This is a genomic window from Herbidospora cretacea, assembly GCF_001570605.1.
In the GTDB taxonomy this organism is placed as follows: domain Bacteria; phylum Actinomycetota; class Actinomycetes; order Streptosporangiales; family Streptosporangiaceae; genus Herbidospora; species Herbidospora cretacea.
Map to the genome: position 1 here is coordinate 1 of NZ_BBXG01000005.1, position 16,426 is coordinate 16,426.

Below are 16,426 nucleotides of genomic sequence, written 5' to 3' on the forward strand. Positions count from 1 at the left end.
GCCCCGGCCCCCGCGCCCCGGCCCCGCGCCGTGACGGTCGAGCCGAAGGCGGTGCGCATCGGCGAGAGCCTGCTGGGCGCCGGCCACCCGGTCTACGTGATCGGTGAGATCGGCATCAACCACAACGGCGACGTCGAGATCGCCAAGAGGCTGATCGACGTGGCCGTCGAGGCCGGCTGCGACGCGGTGAAGTTCCAGAAGCGCACTCCTGAGATCTGTGTGCCGATGGAGCAGCGCTCCCAGATCCGGCAGACTCCGTGGGGCGAGATGACCTACATGGAGTACAAGATCCGGACCGAGTTCGGCAAGGACGAATACCAGCAGATCGCCCTCTACTGCGCGGAGAAGGGCATCGACTGGTTCGCCTCGCCGTGGGACGTGCCGTCGGTGGAGTTCCTGGAGAACATGAACGTTCTCACCCACAAGGTCGCCTCTGCCTCGATCACCGACCACGAGCTGCTGCGCGCGCTGGCCGAGACCGGCAAGCCGATCCTGCTCTCGACCGGGATGTCGACTCTTGAGGAGATCGACGCCGCGGTCGATATCCTGGGCACGCAGAAGCTGGTCATGATGCACGCCACGTCGACCTACCCGCTGCCTCCCGAGGAGGCCAACCTGCGCACGATCATCACCCTCCGGGAGCGCTACGGCGTCCCGGTCGGCTACTCGGGCCACGAGCGCGGCCTGCAGATCTCGCTGGCGGCCGTCACCCTCGGCGCCGTCACGGTCGAGCGCCACATCACCCTCGACCGCACGATGTGGGGCTCCGACCACGCCGCCTCCCTGGAGCCGAGCGGCCTGGAGCACCTGGTGCGCGACATCCGGATCATCGAGAAGGCCCTGGGCGACGGCGTCAAGCGCGTCTTCCCCGGCGAGGAGGCCCCCCGTGCCCGCCTGCGCAGGGTGACCGTGTGATCACGCTCTCGGTGATCGTCCCGGTACGCGACGGCGCGGCCTACATCGCCGACGCGCTCACGTCCCTGGTCCGCAACCGGCGTCCCGACTTCGAGGTCATCGTGGTCGACGACGGCTCGGCCGACGACACGGGCGCGATCACCGACGAGTTCCGCAAGGAGCTCCCCGGCCTGCACCTGATCCGCAACCAGGTGCCGGTCGGGCTGGCCGACGCGCGCAACGTCGGCCTGAAACTGGCCTCGGGGAAGTACGTGACGTTCCTCGACGCCGACGACTGGATCGGCCGGGGCTACCTGGCCGCCCTGGTCGGCGCCATCGACGGGCTCGGCTGCGACTTCGTGCGCGTCGACCACGTCCAGGTCAACGGACTGAAGAGGGAGACCCACCGCGCGCCGGCCGGCCGGCGCGGGGTGGTCCTCGACCCGCGCGAGGCGATCCTGCCCGCCGGGGCCAAGACGATGGTCGACTACCCCTACGCGTGGGCCGGCGTCTACCGCCGCGAGACGCTGGGCGACCTGCTCACCTTCCCGAGCGGCCTGCACACCGCCGAGGACCGGCCGTGGATCTGGCGGCTGCACCAGCGGGCCCGCTCGTTCGCGGCGGTGTCGATCTCGGGCGTCTTCTACCGCCGGGGCGTGCCCCAGTCGCTCACCCAGATCGGCGACGAGCGCCAGCTCCACTTCTTCGACGCCTTCGACCTGATCTTCGAGGAGGTCGAGGAGCGGTTCCTGCCGAAGGCGGCGCGGACGTTCTGCGCCCTGCTGGCCCACCACCTGGCCACCGGTGAGCGGTTCACGCCCGAGATGCTGGCGAGGTTCGAGGCGCGCGGCGCCGACCGCGTCCGCCGCCTGCCCGAGCCGCTGGTGCGCGAGAGCGTGGAGGCCCTCGAACCGGAGCAGCGTGTCCACCTCACCCGCTTCCTGGAGGTCTCGTGACGCAGGTCTTCTACGCCTCACGGTTCTTCGGCGCGATGACGCTGGCGGCGGGCATCGACGCCGGTGTCTTCGGCCCGGCCTCCCGTGAGCGGGTCCTGATCGTCACCAACAACGACGCGATCCCGGAGATCGCCCTCCCGCTCGACCAGACCCCCGGATACGACGCGCTGCGCGACCGCTTCTCCCGCGTCCACGTCTGGAACGACGTCATCGCGCCGCTCCACCCGGCCGACTGGAAGCCCCGGGCGATCGAGACACCGCTGCTGTCGCGGATGTTCCACCGGTCGCTGGGCCTGCGCGACATCGACGAGCTGGTCCTGGAGTCGATCGTGGTGCCGCCCGCGCGGGTGATCGCCGGGCTGTTCAAGGACTACCCCATCACCGTCTACTCCGACGGGCTGATGGCCCACAGCCCCACCCGCGACGTGCTCCCCCGCGAGATCGCCGGCCGCCTGGAGCGGCTGCTCCACCTCGACCTGGTGCCCGGCCTCGACCCGCTGCTGCTGACCGAACACGGGGTGCCGTCGCAGCCGCTGCCGCCGGGCCCGTTCGCCGACGTGGTCGGCCGGGTCGCGGTCGCCTGCGGCCCGCAGCCCGAGGGCGAGGCGATCATCCTGGGCCAGTACCTCGCGGCGCTGGGCATCCTCACCGCCGACGACGAGTTCCGCCTCCACGCCGACATGGTCAGGGCCGTGGTCGCGCGCGGCCACCGCACGATCGTCTTCAAGCCCCACCCGGCGAGCGGGCCCCGTCAGGGCCGCGAGCTGGCCGCCTACGCCGCCGGGCTGGGCGCGTCGCTGGTGACCGCGCCCGGCGACGTGCCGGCCGAGGTGCTGTTCGCCACCCGCCGGGCCGAACTGGTGGTGAGCTGCTTCTCCACCGGCCTGATGACGGCCCGCCGCTTCTTCGGCCTGCCGGTGGCCACGGTCGGCACCCAGCTGGTGCTGGAGCGCCTGGCCCCCTACGAGAACAGCAACCGCGTGCCCGTCACCGTCGTCGACGCGACGGTGCCCCGGCTGGAGCCCGACGGCTCGCTGACCGACCCGATCGTCTCCGACGTGAAGGGCCTGGTCGACGCGGTCGCCTACTGCATGCAGAGCGTCGCCCACCCGGAGCTGCGCGACGCCGCCGACGCCTACGTGAGGGCCCACGGGCCGGTGCGCTACTTCAAGAAGAAGCGCCTGGAGGTGCTGGGCCTCATCGAGAAGCCCGCGCCGCCTCCCCCGCCGCCGCCCAAGACCGGGCTCGCCCGGCTGAAGCAGATCGTCAAAGGCTGAACCGGTTCCAGGTGATACCAAAGGGGTATTCCAGGCAAACTGTGACGTGAGGTTTCGGCAGTCTTTCGTCCCGTCGTGTCATCCACGGAAGGACGCGGGACGTTGTCCACCCCTCTCCAACAGATCATCGTCACCGGCCTGACCGCCGGCCTGCTGGCCACCGCCGCACCCCCAGGCGCCACGGCGGCGGCCCCGCTGAGGCTCGCGGGCGCCAAGTGGTTCGCCGGCGGCGGCGTGCCGATCTGCGGTTCCAGCACCGCCACGAGCTGCGCCGGCCAGAAGCACGTCGGCGGGGTCTCCTACAACTGGTGGCAGTGCGTCGAGCTGCCGCAGCGCTTCTACCTGAGGCGCGGCTGGCACAGCGGCATCTTCTCGGGCGTCGCCATCGCCTCCCAGATCTTCACCCGGGCCGCGGCGCTCGGCATGGAACGCCAGGCCAACGGCTCGATCACCTCGATCGTGCCGGGCGACATGGTGGTGATGAACCGCAGCGGCGCGGCCGGGCACGTGGTCGTGGTCGAGCGGATCACCGTCAACAAGGACGGCACCCGCAACGTCGTGACGATCGGCCAGAACTCGCAGGTGGTGCGCAATCCGATGCGCTGGCACGGCGGGCGGCTCGACTCGTTCTGGGCCAGCTACAGCGTGGCGGGCGTCGTCCACGCGAAGAAGAACATGGGCATCCTGTCGACGGGCGGCGGCCCGGCCGACTACCCGGCGCTGGTCAACGGCGGCGGCGGGCGGCCGTTCGGGACCGGCTTCCTGTCGGTGACCTCGACGGGACAGGTCTTCGGCGGCCTGCCGGGCGCGGCCCCCGCCGTCTCGGGCCGGGTCACCGACGCCGCCGTGACACCTTCGGGCGCGGGCTACTGGCTCCTCTCGTCGTCGGGCCAGATCTTCCCGTACGGGGACGCCGCGCCCCCCGTCGCCCGCCCCGCGACCGCGACGGGTGAGCTGGTGGCGATCGACGCGGCCCCGAACGGCTACCTGGTGACGACGTCGACGGGCCAGGTCTACGGGCCCGGCGTGTGGATCACCGCCTCGCCCGAGGGCTACTCCGGCGACTTCGTCGACATCGAGGTGACGACGGGCGGCTACTGGCTGCTGACCTCGGCCGGGCAGGTGCACCCGTTCGGCGCGGCGAAGTGGTACGGCAACGCGACGACCTTCGACCGCGCGATCGTGGCCATGGCGGGGACCGCGTCCGGGAAGGGCTACGTGATGGTCGACGTGGCCGGGAAGGTGTTCGCCTTCGGCGACGCCGAGCACCTGGGCGACCTGCCCGAAGGCTCGGCCGAGGCGGCCGACATCGCCATGACGGCGACGGGCTACGTCGTCACGACCAAGACCGGGGTGCGGCACACGTTCGGGCCGGGCGCGGGCGTGACCAAGCCGGGGGCCTTCACCGGGACGTTCTGAGAGCGGCGGCGCACCGGCCTCCGAGGGGGAGATGGCCGGTGCGCCACACTTTGCGAACTCACCAAACCTCTGGGCGGTTTGCCACGTCTTACAGGTCAGCTAATCGGAGCCCGACGGGCTCCCTTCCTTGGAACGTGACAAACCACCGGAGAAAACATGATCACCTTACGTTCCGTCCTCACCGCAACCGCGCTGACCGTGGGGCTGCTGGCCCCTCTGGCGGCGACGCCCGCCGCGACGGCCGACACAGCGGCTGACACGGTGCCCCAGTTGGTCGCGGTCCGGGCCGACCGGCATCCCGGCGTCGACCGTCTCGTGTTCGAGTTCCGCAACGGGCTGCCGCCCACCCGGATCGCCGAATACGTGCCCAAGCTGATCGCCGACGGGTCGGGGCACACCGTGCCGGTCCCCGGGAGCGCCAAGCTCGCCCTGCGGTTCTTCGACGCCAGGGGCCACGACGACCAGGGCAAGTCGACCTACGGCGCGGCCCGCCGGACGTACGCGCTGCCGGGTGTCATCCAGGTCGTCAACACGGGCGACTGGGAGGCGACCCTGTCGTTCGGGGTGGGGCTGGCCAAGAAGGTCCCCTTCCGGATGTACACGCTGACCAAGCCGAGCCGGGTCGTCGTCGACTTCACCGTGAATTACCGCACCGTCCCGGTGAAGGTCCACTTCCTCGACCTGCCGCGGGAGCCGAAGCTCAAGGCGGTGTCGCGTCCGGTCATCCCGCCGGGCACGGCCCATGGCGCGCTGCTGCGGCTGTTCGCCGGGCCGACCGAGGCGGAGCGGAAGGCGGGCCTGCGGTTCGTGAACTCCGGGGCGACCGGGTTCAGCAAGCTGACCGTCACCGGCAAGGTCGCCCGGGTCCACCTCACCGGGAACGTCCGCAGCGGCGGGTCGACCTTCACCGTCGCCGACCACATCCGGGCGACGCTCAAGGGCTTCCCCTCGATCAAGTGGGTGAAGATCTACGACGCGGCCGGGCGGACCGAGCGCCCGAACGGCAACAGCGACTCGATCCCCGAATCCCTGGAGCCGTGAGGATTTCTACGCAGACAGCCGACCGGCCACACGATTTCCTGATCCCTGTCAGCGACACGACACACAGACGGGGAATCTCACATGTCGCTCGTAAACCGTGTCCTCACCGCCCTCGCGCTCGTCGCAACGGGTCTGGTGCTGGTCACAAGCCCGGCGCAGGCGGCGTCGGACACGTCCGTGCACATCTCGGGCAGCACACTGTTCATCGTCGGCACCGGTGACGGGGAGATCGTCAACGTCGGCTTCCAGTTCGGGAAGCTGACCGTCGACTCCACGTCGGGGATCGTGGCCGGCGCGGGGTGCAGCAAGGCTGGAACGGTGGCGGAGTGCTCCAGCGCCATCCAGTTCCTGGACGTCACCCTCCTGGGGGGCAATGACACGTTCTCCAACAACACCGGGTTCCAGTCGAGCGTGCTGGGGGGCTCGGGAATCGACGTCCTGAACGGGGGTTCGGGCCGCGACGGTCTCAACGGGGGTTCCGACGACGACACCCTGAAGGGCAACGGGGGCGTCGACACCGCCAACGGGGTCGGCGGCTTCGACAAGTGCACCGCCGAGACCGAGTCGGCCTGCGAGGCCGACGCCTAACCGATCTCCCGGTAGAAGGCGCGATGCGCCAGAGCCGCCCGGCGCCACGTGTGCCGGGCGGCCAGCGCCCGTCCGGCCGCCGCCCGCTCGGGCGACGGCACGGTCACCGCCTCCCGCAGCGCCACCGCGAGCGAGCCGGGCCCGGCGGCGAACAGGGCGGTGCCGGTGAAGATGTCGCGGAAGACCGCCAGGTCGCGGACGACCAGCGGGACGCCCGCCGCCAGCGCCTCCATCGCGGCCAGGCCGAAGCCCTCCTTCGTCGACGGGAAGGCGAACGCCGACGCGCCCGCGACCAGACCGGGCAGGTCGTCGTGGGGCACCGGGCCGAGCACGACCGGCTCGACGCCCAGGTCCCGGGCGCGCGCCTCCCATTCCGCCCGGTAGCCGCGGTAGTCGAACAGGGTCTCGCCGCCCGCGATGACCAGCGGATACTCCGGCAGCAGGGCATGCGCTTCGAGCAGGTCGAGGGAGCCCTTGCGGGGTTCGATGCCGCCGACCGTCAGGACGTAGGCGCCGAAGCGGTCGCGCCAGGCGGAGCCGTCGGCGGCCGCGAACCGGGCGGCGTCCACGCCGTTCGGGATGACCTCCGCCGTGATGCCCCACCCGTCGCGCAGCTCCCCGGCCACCGCCGACGACACGCAGACGTGCGCGAGCGGCTCGACCAGGGCCCGTTCGTGGCAGGCGGCCAGTTCGGGCGTGGTGAAGTGGTCGAGGTGGTGGACCGTCCGGACGCACGGACCGGCCGCGTTGGCGGTGATGCAGTCCTGGGCGTGCACGACGTCGTAGCCCGACCGGTCGAAGGCCGCGCGGAGCAGGGCGATCGACCGCAGGACCCGCTCCCCCACCGTCTCGCCGGGCACGTCGGGGCAGTCGACGACGTGGACGGGCACGCTCACGTCCCGGAAGAACCGCCGGTCGCCGCCGCGGCCCAGCGCCCACACCTCGGCCTCCTCGCCCAGTTCGGCGAGCGCCTCGGCCAGGGCGAGGGTGTGCACGACGCCGCCCCTCGGCTTCGTCGAGTAGGTCAGCAGGGCGATCCTCATGAGCGGTAGGTGTCGGGCCGGCGTTCCCCGATGTGCCGCAGCACCCGTCTGGCCTGCCCGATCTCGGCCGCGACGTCGACGGCGGCGACCGCGAGCCCGGCCTTGGACCACGTGCGGGCCAGGATGTCGCCGCCGGGGCCGACCACCTTGGCCTGGCCGAGGAACCGCATCCCGCCCATCGCGCCGGTCTGGTTCGACGAGGCCAGCACCACCTGGTTCTCGGCGGCGCGGGCGCAGTCGTACAGATCGAACAGGCGCGACTGGCGGTCCTGGGCCATCCGCGGGGCCCGGTTGGTGATGCTGGTGGGCCAGGCGGACAGGCAGGCGATGATCTCCGCGCCGTCGAGGGCCAGCGAGCGGGCCGACTCGGGGAAGGTCTTGTCGTAGTCGATCAGCATCCCGACCCGGCCGACCGGGGTGTCGAAGGCGTCGAACCGGTCGCCGGGCGCGTAGGCGGCGATCTCCCCGGCGGGCAGGTGCACCTTGCGGTGGCGGCCGAGCACGCCGTCGCCGGTCACGCAGACGGCCGCGTTGTAGCGCAGGTCGCCGTCGGCCTCGCAGTAGCCGACGCAGACGACCATCTCGGCGGCCAGTCCGGCGACCCGCTTGATCAGCGGGTCGTCGGGGCCGAGGGCGGGCGGCAGCGCGCCGGGGTCGGGGTGGCGCAGGTCGGCGAGGTAGCCGCCCAGGGTCGCGTCGGGCAGCACGAGCAGGCCGGCCCCCTCCTGGCGCGCGTCGGCGATGAGCTTGGCCACGCGCTGGAGGTCGAATTCCAGGTCACGGCCGAAGTGCGCGGAGGCGGCGGCGATGCGGAGCACGGATCAGAATCCTGCCGCATACGCCTCGGGACGGCGATCCCGCAGGTGCCCCATCGACCGGCGGGCGGTCGCCAGGGTCTCCTCCAGGTCGAGCGAGGCCGCCGCGAACCCGGCGGAGACGCCGGTGGCGGCCAGGATCTCGCCGCCCGGACCGACGACCTTGGCGCGGCCGACGAACCGCAGGTCGCCGAAGGCGCCCGACTGGTTGGCCGACACCCACACGACCTGGTTCTCCAGCGCCCGCGCCTGGTCGAACAGGTCGAACCGCCGGGTCCAGCGGTCGTCGGCCAGGTCGGGCGCGGGGTCGGTGCGGCTGGCGGGCCAGGCCGACACGCAGACGACGATCTGCGCGCCGTCGAGGGCCAGCGACCGGGCCGACTCGGGGAACGCCTTGTCGTAGCAGATCATCATGCCCATCCGGCCGGCCGGGGTGTCGAAGGCGGTGAAGCCGTCGCCCGCCGCGTAGCTCTGGTTCTCCCGGAGCGGCTGGTGGACCTTGCGGTGGTGGCCGAGGATCCCGTCGCCGGTGACGCAGACGACCGAGTTGAACCGCAGGTCGCCGTCCGCCTCGCAGTATCCGGCGCAGATCACCAGCTCTCCGGCGAGGTCCGCCAGCCGCCTGAGCTCGGGGCCGTCGCGCCGCAGCGCCGGCGGGCCGGTGGCCTCCCCGTCGAGGTTCGCCAGGTATCCGCCCAGGCACGCCTCCGGGAGCGCCAGCACCGACACCCCTTCCGCGCGGGCCCTCGCGGCCAGGGACTCGATCGTGGCGAAGCACGCGTCGAGGTCCCGGCCGAACGGGGCGGCGACGGCCGCCAGCCGAATGGTCATGCGTCCTCCTCAGGCCGTTCCGAGTCCGGTCACCGGCTGCGGCACGCCGTCGGTCTCCACCCCGTCGGGCCAGCGCAGCCGCACCCCGCCCTCATACCGGCCCCCGCTGACGAGTTCGCCGCACACGGCCCCCGTGGCGGGCCCGGCCGTCAGTTCGGGACCGCCGGCCGTGAGCACGGCGAAGCCGGGGAAGCAGGTCAGCCAGTCGCCCATGGTCGTCCCGGCGGGCCGGGGCACCCTGGCGGGTTCGAGCACCGCGCCGCAGCCGCTCGCCTCGGCCAGCATGCCGAGGGTCCCGGCGATCCCGGCCATCGAGACGTCCTTGGCGGCGGCGGGCCGGGCCTGCCCGACCGCGCCGAGCATGGCGCGCAGTTCCTCGGTGGTCCGGGTGGAGGTGGAGTCCCACTGCCGCCCGGTGTAGCCGGTCCGCCACCGGCCGCCGAGGTCGGCGGTGAGCCTCACCGGCTGACCGGGACGCCCGCCCCCGCCCGGCACCGGCGCGGGCGCGCGTCCGAGCGCGGTGACGGCGAGCGCGGCGGGCACCCCGAGCTGGGTGTGCCCGCCGAGGACCGGCACGTCGTAGGCCATCGACGCGCGCCGCAGCCCGGTCAGCACCCGCGCCGCGAACGAGGCGTCCCGGGCCCCCAGCGCGTCGAGCAGCCCGACAGGGGTCGCGCCCATGGCGGCGAGGTCGTTGAGGTTGACCAGCACCGAACACCATCCGGCCCAGTCGGGGTCGCGTTCGACCATCGACGGCAGGATCGCGTCGCACGCCGCCACCAGGTCGCTGCCGGGGACCGGCGCGCCGTCGTCGCCGACCCAGCCGCGCCCGCCGGGCGACAGCCCGCGCAGCAGCGGCCCGAGGACCGCCTTCCCGGCCGCCGCCCGGGCGAGCCGCCCGATGGGCCACCGCATCGTCCGGTGGGGCCGCCCGGCCACCCGCGCCGGCCGGACCGCCCGCCACCCGAGCCGGGTGAACATCCCCACGGCCCGTTCCTGGACGTCCGCCTCGAACCGCAGCACCCCCGCGGCCTCCGCGTACGCGCACGCCGCCCGGACCAGCGCGGGCCCCACCCCGGGAGCGCCGCGCACCCCCGGGTCGACGACGAGCCGCGAGCCGCGCCACCACCCGATGTCCGGCCCGTCGCCCGCCGGGCCGAGCCGCACCCCGCCGATGACGACCCCGGCGGGGTTGCGCGCCACCAGCACGACGGTGCGCGGATCCTCGTCGCGGAAGTCCAGGTCGTCGTCCTCGAACAGGCCCTGCTCCTCGACGAAGACCCGCCGCCGCAGGAGGCGGTAGGCGTACAGGCAGCCGCGCTCGGAGGTCGCCTCGATGACGAACCGGGGCGGCGTCCGCCCGCCCCCGAGCAGGGCGGGAACCTCAAGGGGACCCGGCGCGGCGAGCTCGGGCGAGCCGGTGACCAGCACGTCGCAGACCGAGGTCACGCCCCTCACCCGCCCGCCGTCGCCAGCGCGCTGCACGCGCCGCACGCCGCGCAGCCCGCGCCCTGGTCCGCGCCGCTCATCCCGGCGCCGCGCAGCATCGCGGCCACGCGTTCGGTCACGTCGCGGACCAGCTCCTTCGACGGCGCCGGTACGCCGTCACGCCGCGCCAGGGTCCCGGCGAGCGGCCGGTAGGGCACCACGAAGGGATAGACGCCGTGCTCGATCAGCCGGGACGCCCCGGCGACCAGTTCGTCCGGCGACTCCCCCAGCCCGATCAGCAGATACGTCGACACCCGGTTCCGCCCGAACACCCGGACCGCCTCGTCCCAGGCGGCCCAGTAGTCCGCCAGCGGGGTCCGGGCCTTGCCCGGCGTCCAGCGCCGCCGGACCTCGTCGTCGAGCGACTCGACGTGGATGCCGACGGCGTGCGCCCCGGCCCGCCTGAGCTCCGAGATCCAGGCCAGGTCGCCGGGCGGCTCGCACTGCACCTGGATCGGCAGGCCGGGCACCGCGGCCAGCACCGCCCGCACCGACCGCGCCAGCACCTTCGCGCCCCGGTCGGCGCCGGAGGTGGTGCCGGTCGTCATGACCATCTGCCGGACCCCGTCGAGCCGGACCGCCGCCGCGGCGACCTCGGCGAGCTGGGCCGGGGTCTTGGCCGCCACGGTCGCGCCGCTCGCCAGGGACTCCTCCACGGCGCAGAACCGGCAGCGCTCCTCCTCGGCGTAGCGCACGCAGGTCTGCACCACGGTCGTGGCCAGCACGTCGGCCCCGTGGAGCTTGGCGATCTTCTCGTACGGCACCCCGTCGGCCGTCGTCAGGTCGTAGAACCGGGGCCGGCGGACCGGCCTGACGGCCACGCCCATGTCGGTGCCGCCCAGGTAGAGCCGTCCGTCGCGGACGACGTAGGGGCTCGTCGGGTCGAGCGGCAGGGCGGCGTTGCGCCCGTCGACGAGGAGGTGGCCGTCGTCGGAGGGGCCGGCGCCGCCGGTCCGCCGCACGGGCGCGTCGAGCCGCACCCCCCGGATGGCGACGTCGACGCGGGTCGAGACGTGGTCCATCAGAACATGTACGTCGAGTTGATGATGGCGCCCTTGCGGGAGTAGTGGATCAGCGCGTCCTGCACGTCGAGCGGGTGGGTCGGGATCACGCCCTCGATGAGGTCCTCCTCGCGCGCGCCGTGCAGTGACAGCCCGAACCGGCAGCAGAAGACCTTGCCGCCCTCGGCGATGAACGTCTTCAGCGAGTTGTTGATGTTGTGCTCGCCGGGGAACGCCGAGTTGCCCGTCGTCGGGAACCCCCGGGTGGCCAGGCAGTTCAACGACCCCGGCCCGTAGAAGTAGATGGCCGATTCGAAGCCCTTCCGCAGCGCGCGGGTCGCCTGGAGGATGGCCACGAAGCTGACCGACGACTCGTGGGCGATGCCGTGGACGAGCGTGAAGTACGACTCGCCCTCCTCGGCCTTGTAGTCGGGGAAGACCTTCGTCTCGCCGTAGAGGCTCGATCCGTCGGGCAGCGACGGGTGGGGGATCTCGGTGAGGCTGGCCTGCTCGAGCTCGGTCAGTTCGGTCATGGACGTGCTCCCTATCCGTACAGTCTCTCGAAGGTGTCGTGGAAGACCAGGCGGGCCAGCTCGCCGTCCCCTACGGCGGCGCTGAGCCGGGCGTGCTCCCCGGGGTGGTCGCCCCAGGGTTCGTCGCTGGCGAACAGCAGCCGGTCGTGGCCGACGCCACGCCGGTCGATCTCCCGGGCCAGCCAGCGGGGGGCGAACCCGATGGCCCAGGAGAGGTCGGTGTAGACGCGCTTGCCGGCCGCGATCCAGTCGAAGAACCGCCCCCCGGCGAGCTTGATGTGGCCGGACGCGCCGCCGCCGAAGTGGACGAGGTGGAGGGCGACGGCGTCGCCGTACCGCTCGACCAGGTGGCCGATCTCGTCGACGTCGGAGGCCGCGCCGGGCGAGGTGTGGACGTGCACGACGAGGTTCAGGTCCCGGGCCACGGCGAAGATGCGGTCGAGCAGCGAGCGGCAGGCGGGGTCGGCCGGGCGTCCGCCGAGCAGGAAGCTCAGCTTCAGCGCCCGCACCCCGGTCTCCCCGGCGAGGGCGAGCGCGGCCAGCGTGCGCGCCTCGTCGGCGGGCAGCGGCGAGACCCACAGCCCGGCCCTGATCCGGTCGTCCCGGGCGGCGGCCTCGACGCAGAGCTCGTTGAAGGAGAAGGCGACGGCCGGGTCGGGCACGCCGTAGTTGGGGATCACCAGCGCCCGCTCGGTGCCCTCGCGGTCGAGGTCGCGCAGCAGCTCGCCGATGGTGGCGCGGGCGCCGACGTCCGGCCGGACCGGCGGGCCGCCGTAGAAGGGATAGGCCGGGAGCACGCCTAAGTGGCGGTGGGCGTCGCGGATCATCACGTCCCCAGCAGTTCGGGGTGGACGTAGTAGCCGGAGTCCTTCGAGGCCTGCCCGGCGAGGTGGGCGGAGACGTGCCCGGCGAGGTGCTCGGCGTCCCGGCCGACCCCGGAGAAGCGGCCGGAGCCCCAGGTGTGCTGCCAGGGCAGCCCGAGGAAGTAGAGACCGGGCCAGCGCGTCACCCCCCGGGTGTGGGCGGGGTAGCCGGTGCCGTCGAACACGGGGACCCTGATCCAGGAGTGGTCGCGCCGGAAGCCCGTGCACCAGACGACCGAGGCGATCTCCTCGGCACGCACCCGCGAAGGCCCCGGCGGGGGCCGCCAGACCGGGACGTACCGCTCCTCGGCCGGGGCCGGGATCCCGTTCGAGGCGATGTAGGCGTCGATGGAGTCCTTGACGCCCTCGGACACCGCGTCGGCGTGGTCGAGGTTGGCCGCCAGATCGTCGGCGAACTCCAGCAGGCCCCCGGTGATCCCGGTGAGCCTGCCGTGCAGGCGCATCCCGTCGCGGGCGAAGGCCCGCAGGTCGATGTCGCGCCCGCCGTCGCGGCCGGTCACGTAGTGGTTGGCGCGGGACCGCACGGCGTCGGGGTCGTCGAACTCGGTGATCGGCCGGTCGTAGTAGCCCATCAGGTCGAGCCACTCGACCACGTCCCGCCCCCGGTACCGCCGCGCCACCCGGGGGGCCGAGCCGACCGCCAGGTGGACGGTCCGCCCGGCCAGGAACAGGTCCTCGGCGATCTGGCAGCCCGACTGCCCGCTCCCCACCACCAGCACCGGTCCCTCGGGCAGGCCGGCCGGGCTTCGGTAGGCGTCGGAGTGGAGGGACGGCACACCGAGCCGCTCGGCCACCCGGGGCAGGACCGGCGTCTGGTAGGGCCCGGTCGCCACCACGACCTGCCCGGCGGTCAGCACGCCCCGGTCGGTCGTGACCGCGAAGCCGCCCTCCAGCGCGGTCAGCCGGGACGCGGTGACGTGCTCGGCGACCGGCGGCGCGAACGAGGCGGCGTACCCCTCCAGGTAGGAGACGATCTCGGCCCGCACCATGAAGCCGTCGGGCTCGCCGCCCTGGTAGGGGTATCCGGGCAGGTCACACTGCCAGTTGGGGGTGACCAGGCAGAAGGAGTCCCAGCGCCGGGAGCGCCACGACTCGCCGACGCGGCCGCGCTCCAGCACGACGTGGCCGATGCCCAGCCGGGTCAGGCAGTGGCTCATCGACAACCCGGCCTGGCCACCGCCGATCACGACCACGGGGTGGGCGGTACCGTCGACTCTCATGCCCTCAGTGCAAGAGGGGGCCGTTGCCGATCGATGTCATCCGGAACAAATCCCCGTCAACGGATGCTCACGCCCCGTGACGGGGGCCCGTTACTTGAGCAGCTTCTTGAGCTTCTTCTTGGCGCGGTAGCCGTAGCGGAGCACCTTGGGCGGCACCTCGATGCGCAGCCGGGCACGGCGCCGGGCCCCGGCGTGCTGCGGGCCGTCGAGCAGCGACGACGTCGGCGCCAGCGTGCCCGCGCGGGCGGCCAGGACGAGCTCCGTCGTCCGGGAGGCCCAGTCGTTGCGGGCCGCCTCGTGGAAGTAGTTGGCCGCGCACCACTCGGGCGTCGGGGCGCGGAAGTCGGCCCTGGCCAGGTCGTCGAGGGTGCCCAGCGAGCCGGACCCCTCGAACACCAGGTTGATCATCTCGGCGCTGACCCCGAAGTCCGACAGCACCAGCAGCGGCACGCCCTGGGCGATGGCCTCCAGCGCCGCCGTCGAGCTGACCGTGACGAAACCCTGGGCGCGGGCCAGGTGCTCGTGCATCGGCCCGGCCTCGAACGACAGCGCGCCGGCCGGGACCCGGCCCTCAGCGGCCATGGTGTTCCAGAGCCGCTCGTAGTGGTGCTTCTCGTTGTGGGTCTGGCGTTCGTCGTCGCGGGCCCGCAGCTTGACGACCACCCGCAGGTCGGGCCGGGCCTGGGCGAGCGCCTTCAGCGCCAGCAGCACGCTCTCGCGGTCGTCGCGCCTCATCGGCACCTTCGCCTGGGTGGCGAACACGACGCGGTCGCGGGTCTCCCCGGCCGAGGGGTGGCCGGTCAGGTCGAGGTAGGGCAGCCGGGCCAGCGCGATCTGGCCGCCGCCGCCGAGCCGCGCGGCGATCTCGCCGAACTCCTGGACCTCACGGCCGCTGTGCAGGATGAACAGGTCGCAGCCGCTGCGGTAGATCCAGGCCTTCTCGGTCGCCGGGACCGAGATGCCGGGCAGGCCGGTCACGAAGACGGGCCGCGGCCGCAGCCCGGAGAGGACCTCGCTGACCAGGGCGTCGACGACCGGTCCGGTGCAGGAGACCAGGATCACGTCGGGCCGGAACCGCTCGGCGGCCTTGCGCAGCGCCCGCGCGCCCAGCGTCGGCACGTCCTGGAACCGGGTCCCGCTCACGGCGGCGGCGATCTGCGACTCCGAGGGGGCGATCGGGGTGCGCACCACGGCGAGCTCGATCTGCCAGTCGGCCGGCGCCCCTCCCGCGAGCCCCGCGGCCCATTTCAGGTAGGAGTCGGAATCGGCCACGGCGAAAACGCGGATCAAGGAGCGACTCTTTCGTGTGCGAACAGCTGGAGGTGGGAGCGGAGCGACGGGCCCGCTGAGGCGGTCCACCATTCGTCCGGCACGTCGACCGTCTCCACCGAGACGCCGCGCGCCCGCAGCAGGATACGGAGAGAAGTGACCGCCGTCGACGGGAGACTGAGCACCCGCTGGCCCGGCCGCAGGTCGCGCAGGGTCATCTCGGCGGGGGCGCCGCTCTCGTAGACCGTGACGCCCTCGATGCGGCGGACCCGGTCGAGGTCCTTGGGGTCCTCGCGGCGGTGGGGGTAGTAGGCGACCGGCTCGTCGAGCCCGGTCAGCCACTTCACGTAGGCCTCGCGGTGGATCAGCCCGTTGCGCACCAGGGAGGTGCCCAGCACGACCGTCTTCTCGGCCGGCGGGCGCCTGCCGGGCTGGCTGCGCAGCCACGGGAAGTCGTGTCTCACCACGTCGGCGCCGAGCGCGCGGACGGCGTCGGCGACCTCGTCGGGCACCGGCAGCGCGGTGAAGACGGTCAGGCGCCCCCGGCGGGCCAGCCGGCGCAGGCGCACCCCCGCCACGGCCCCCATGGCGGTGCGGGCGGCGCCGGGCACGACGCGGGCGCGCAGCAGCGGGCGGCGCTCGGCGAGCAGTTCGAGCAGCCGGATCGTGGCCAGGCCGTCGTCGACGAGCACCAGCCGCCGGACCGGCGAGGTCAGCAGGCTGAGCTGGACGCGCCCGGAGAAGGCGTCGCCGACGGCCCAGGAGCGGCCGGGCTTGGGCATCTTCGCGGTCGGCTCGGCGAAGGACAGGCCGGAGGGCAGGTCGAGCCGGGATATCTCCTTGCGGGTGAGGCGGAGGGCGGGCAGACCTGATCGCGGCACGACGGTGGCGTCGTCGCCGAGCAGCCCAGCGTGCTGCGCCTCTATGACGCAGAGCAGCTGCAGCGGGGACTCGACCCACGCGACGGACGAACCGCCATTACTCGCAGAACTCTCCATGGACCCGTTCACGACGGGCTCACGGTAGCCGCCGATCGCAACAGGACAGGGAACGACGGGTGAACAGCCGAATACGCGAACCCCCGGATCTCATGTGAATCACTGTCCCGGAGGCCTTGGCACGGTGCAACCGGTTGGGAGAATCCACTACGTTTCGTGCACGGTCCGC

At 73.0% G+C, this 16,426-nt stretch carries 16 protein-coding genes; 6 read left to right on the forward strand and 10 right to left on the reverse strand.

Translation table 11 applies throughout. From position 1 onward, the window contains the following. The 6 genes from AW270_RS11070 to AW270_RS11095 form a co-directional block, all read left to right on the forward strand. The coding region (locus tag AW270_RS11070) for an N-acetylneuraminate synthase family protein (protein ID WP_245674665.1) at positions 1–915 on the forward strand (915 nt) is incomplete at its 5' end. Then, the gene (locus AW270_RS11075) at positions 912–1,850 is read left to right on the forward strand and encodes a glycosyltransferase family 2 protein (protein ID WP_061293592.1); all 939 of its coding nucleotides are present in this window, start codon (positions 912–914) and stop codon (positions 1,848–1,850) included. The genes AW270_RS11070 and AW270_RS11075, both read left to right, overlap by 4 nt. Next, positions 1,847–3,127, forward strand: coding sequence for a polysialyltransferase family glycosyltransferase (locus AW270_RS11080; protein WP_082801473.1), 1,281 nt, complete (start codon positions 1,847–1,849; stop codon positions 3,125–3,127). The genes AW270_RS11075 and AW270_RS11080 overlap by 4 nt, the downstream gene beginning before the upstream one ends. A 102-nt stretch (positions 3,128–3,229) precedes the next feature. After that, positions 3,230–4,546, forward strand: a complete 1,317-nt coding sequence (locus tag AW270_RS11085; protein ID WP_061293595.1) for a CHAP domain-containing protein — start codon at positions 3,230–3,232, stop codon at positions 4,544–4,546. A gap of 156 nt (positions 4,547–4,702) precedes the next feature. Beyond that, positions 4,703–5,587, forward strand: a complete 885-nt coding sequence (locus tag AW270_RS11090; protein WP_061293597.1) for an AMIN-like domain-containing (lipo)protein — start codon at positions 4,703–4,705, stop codon at positions 5,585–5,587. 81 nt (positions 5,588–5,668) lie between these two features. After that, entirely contained in the window at positions 5,669–6,175 is a 507-nt protein-coding gene (locus AW270_RS11095; RefSeq protein ID WP_061293599.1) for a calcium-binding protein, read from the forward strand. Here AW270_RS11095 and AW270_RS11100 read toward each other — a convergent pair. From AW270_RS11100 to AW270_RS11145, 10 genes are all read right to left on the reverse strand, one after another. Beyond that, complete coding sequence (locus tag AW270_RS11100; protein ID WP_061293600.1) at positions 6,172–7,218, reverse strand: MSMEG_0565 family glycosyltransferase; 1,047 nt, start codon at positions 7,216–7,218, stop codon at positions 6,172–6,174. The genes AW270_RS11095 and AW270_RS11100 overlap by 4 nt on opposite strands. After that, complete coding sequence (locus AW270_RS11105; protein WP_061293602.1) at positions 7,215–8,036, reverse strand: carbon-nitrogen hydrolase family protein; 822 nt, start codon at positions 8,034–8,036, stop codon at positions 7,215–7,217. Before AW270_RS11105 ends, AW270_RS11100 begins: the two co-directional genes overlap by 4 nt. A gap of 3 nt (positions 8,037–8,039) precedes the next feature. Next, on the reverse strand, positions 8,040–8,864 hold the full coding sequence (locus AW270_RS11110) for a carbon-nitrogen hydrolase family protein (RefSeq protein WP_061293604.1): 825 nt from the start codon (positions 8,862–8,864) through the stop codon (positions 8,040–8,042). A gap of 9 nt (positions 8,865–8,873) precedes the next feature. Beyond that, complete coding sequence (locus AW270_RS11115; RefSeq protein WP_218009182.1) at positions 8,874–10,349, reverse strand: MSMEG_0567/sll0787 family protein; 1,476 nt, start codon at positions 10,347–10,349, stop codon at positions 8,874–8,876. After that, the gene (locus tag AW270_RS11120) at positions 10,319–11,374 is read right to left on the reverse strand and encodes an MSMEG_0568 family radical SAM protein (RefSeq protein WP_061293606.1); all 1,056 of its coding nucleotides are present in this window, start codon (positions 11,372–11,374) and stop codon (positions 10,319–10,321) included. Before AW270_RS11120 ends, AW270_RS11115 begins: the two co-directional genes overlap by 31 nt. Continuing rightward, positions 11,374–11,886, reverse strand: a complete 513-nt coding sequence (locus AW270_RS11125; protein ID WP_061293608.1) for an MSMEG_0572/Sll0783 family nitrogen starvation response protein — start codon at positions 11,884–11,886, stop codon at positions 11,374–11,376. Before AW270_RS11125 ends, AW270_RS11120 begins: the two co-directional genes overlap by 1 nt. Before the next feature lie 11 nt (positions 11,887–11,897). Then, the gene (locus AW270_RS11130) at positions 11,898–12,713 is read right to left on the reverse strand and encodes an amidohydrolase family protein (RefSeq protein ID WP_174549862.1); all 816 of its coding nucleotides are present in this window, start codon (positions 12,711–12,713) and stop codon (positions 11,898–11,900) included. Then, positions 12,713–13,990: an MSMEG_0569 family flavin-dependent oxidoreductase gene (locus tag AW270_RS11135; protein ID WP_061293612.1), complete on the reverse strand. Its 1,278-nt coding sequence runs from the start codon at positions 13,988–13,990 to the stop codon at positions 12,713–12,715. Before AW270_RS11135 ends, AW270_RS11130 begins: the two co-directional genes overlap by 1 nt. A gap of 90 nt (positions 13,991–14,080) precedes the next feature. Next, on the reverse strand, positions 14,081–15,280 hold the full coding sequence (locus AW270_RS11140) for a DUF6716 putative glycosyltransferase (protein ID WP_245674666.1): 1,200 nt from the start codon (positions 15,278–15,280) through the stop codon (positions 14,081–14,083). Then, entirely contained in the window at positions 15,277–16,257 is a 981-nt protein-coding gene (locus AW270_RS11145) for a hypothetical protein (RefSeq protein WP_061293613.1), read from the reverse strand. The genes AW270_RS11140 and AW270_RS11145 overlap by 4 nt, the downstream gene beginning before the upstream one ends. Positions 16,258–16,426: the final 169 nt, after the last annotated feature.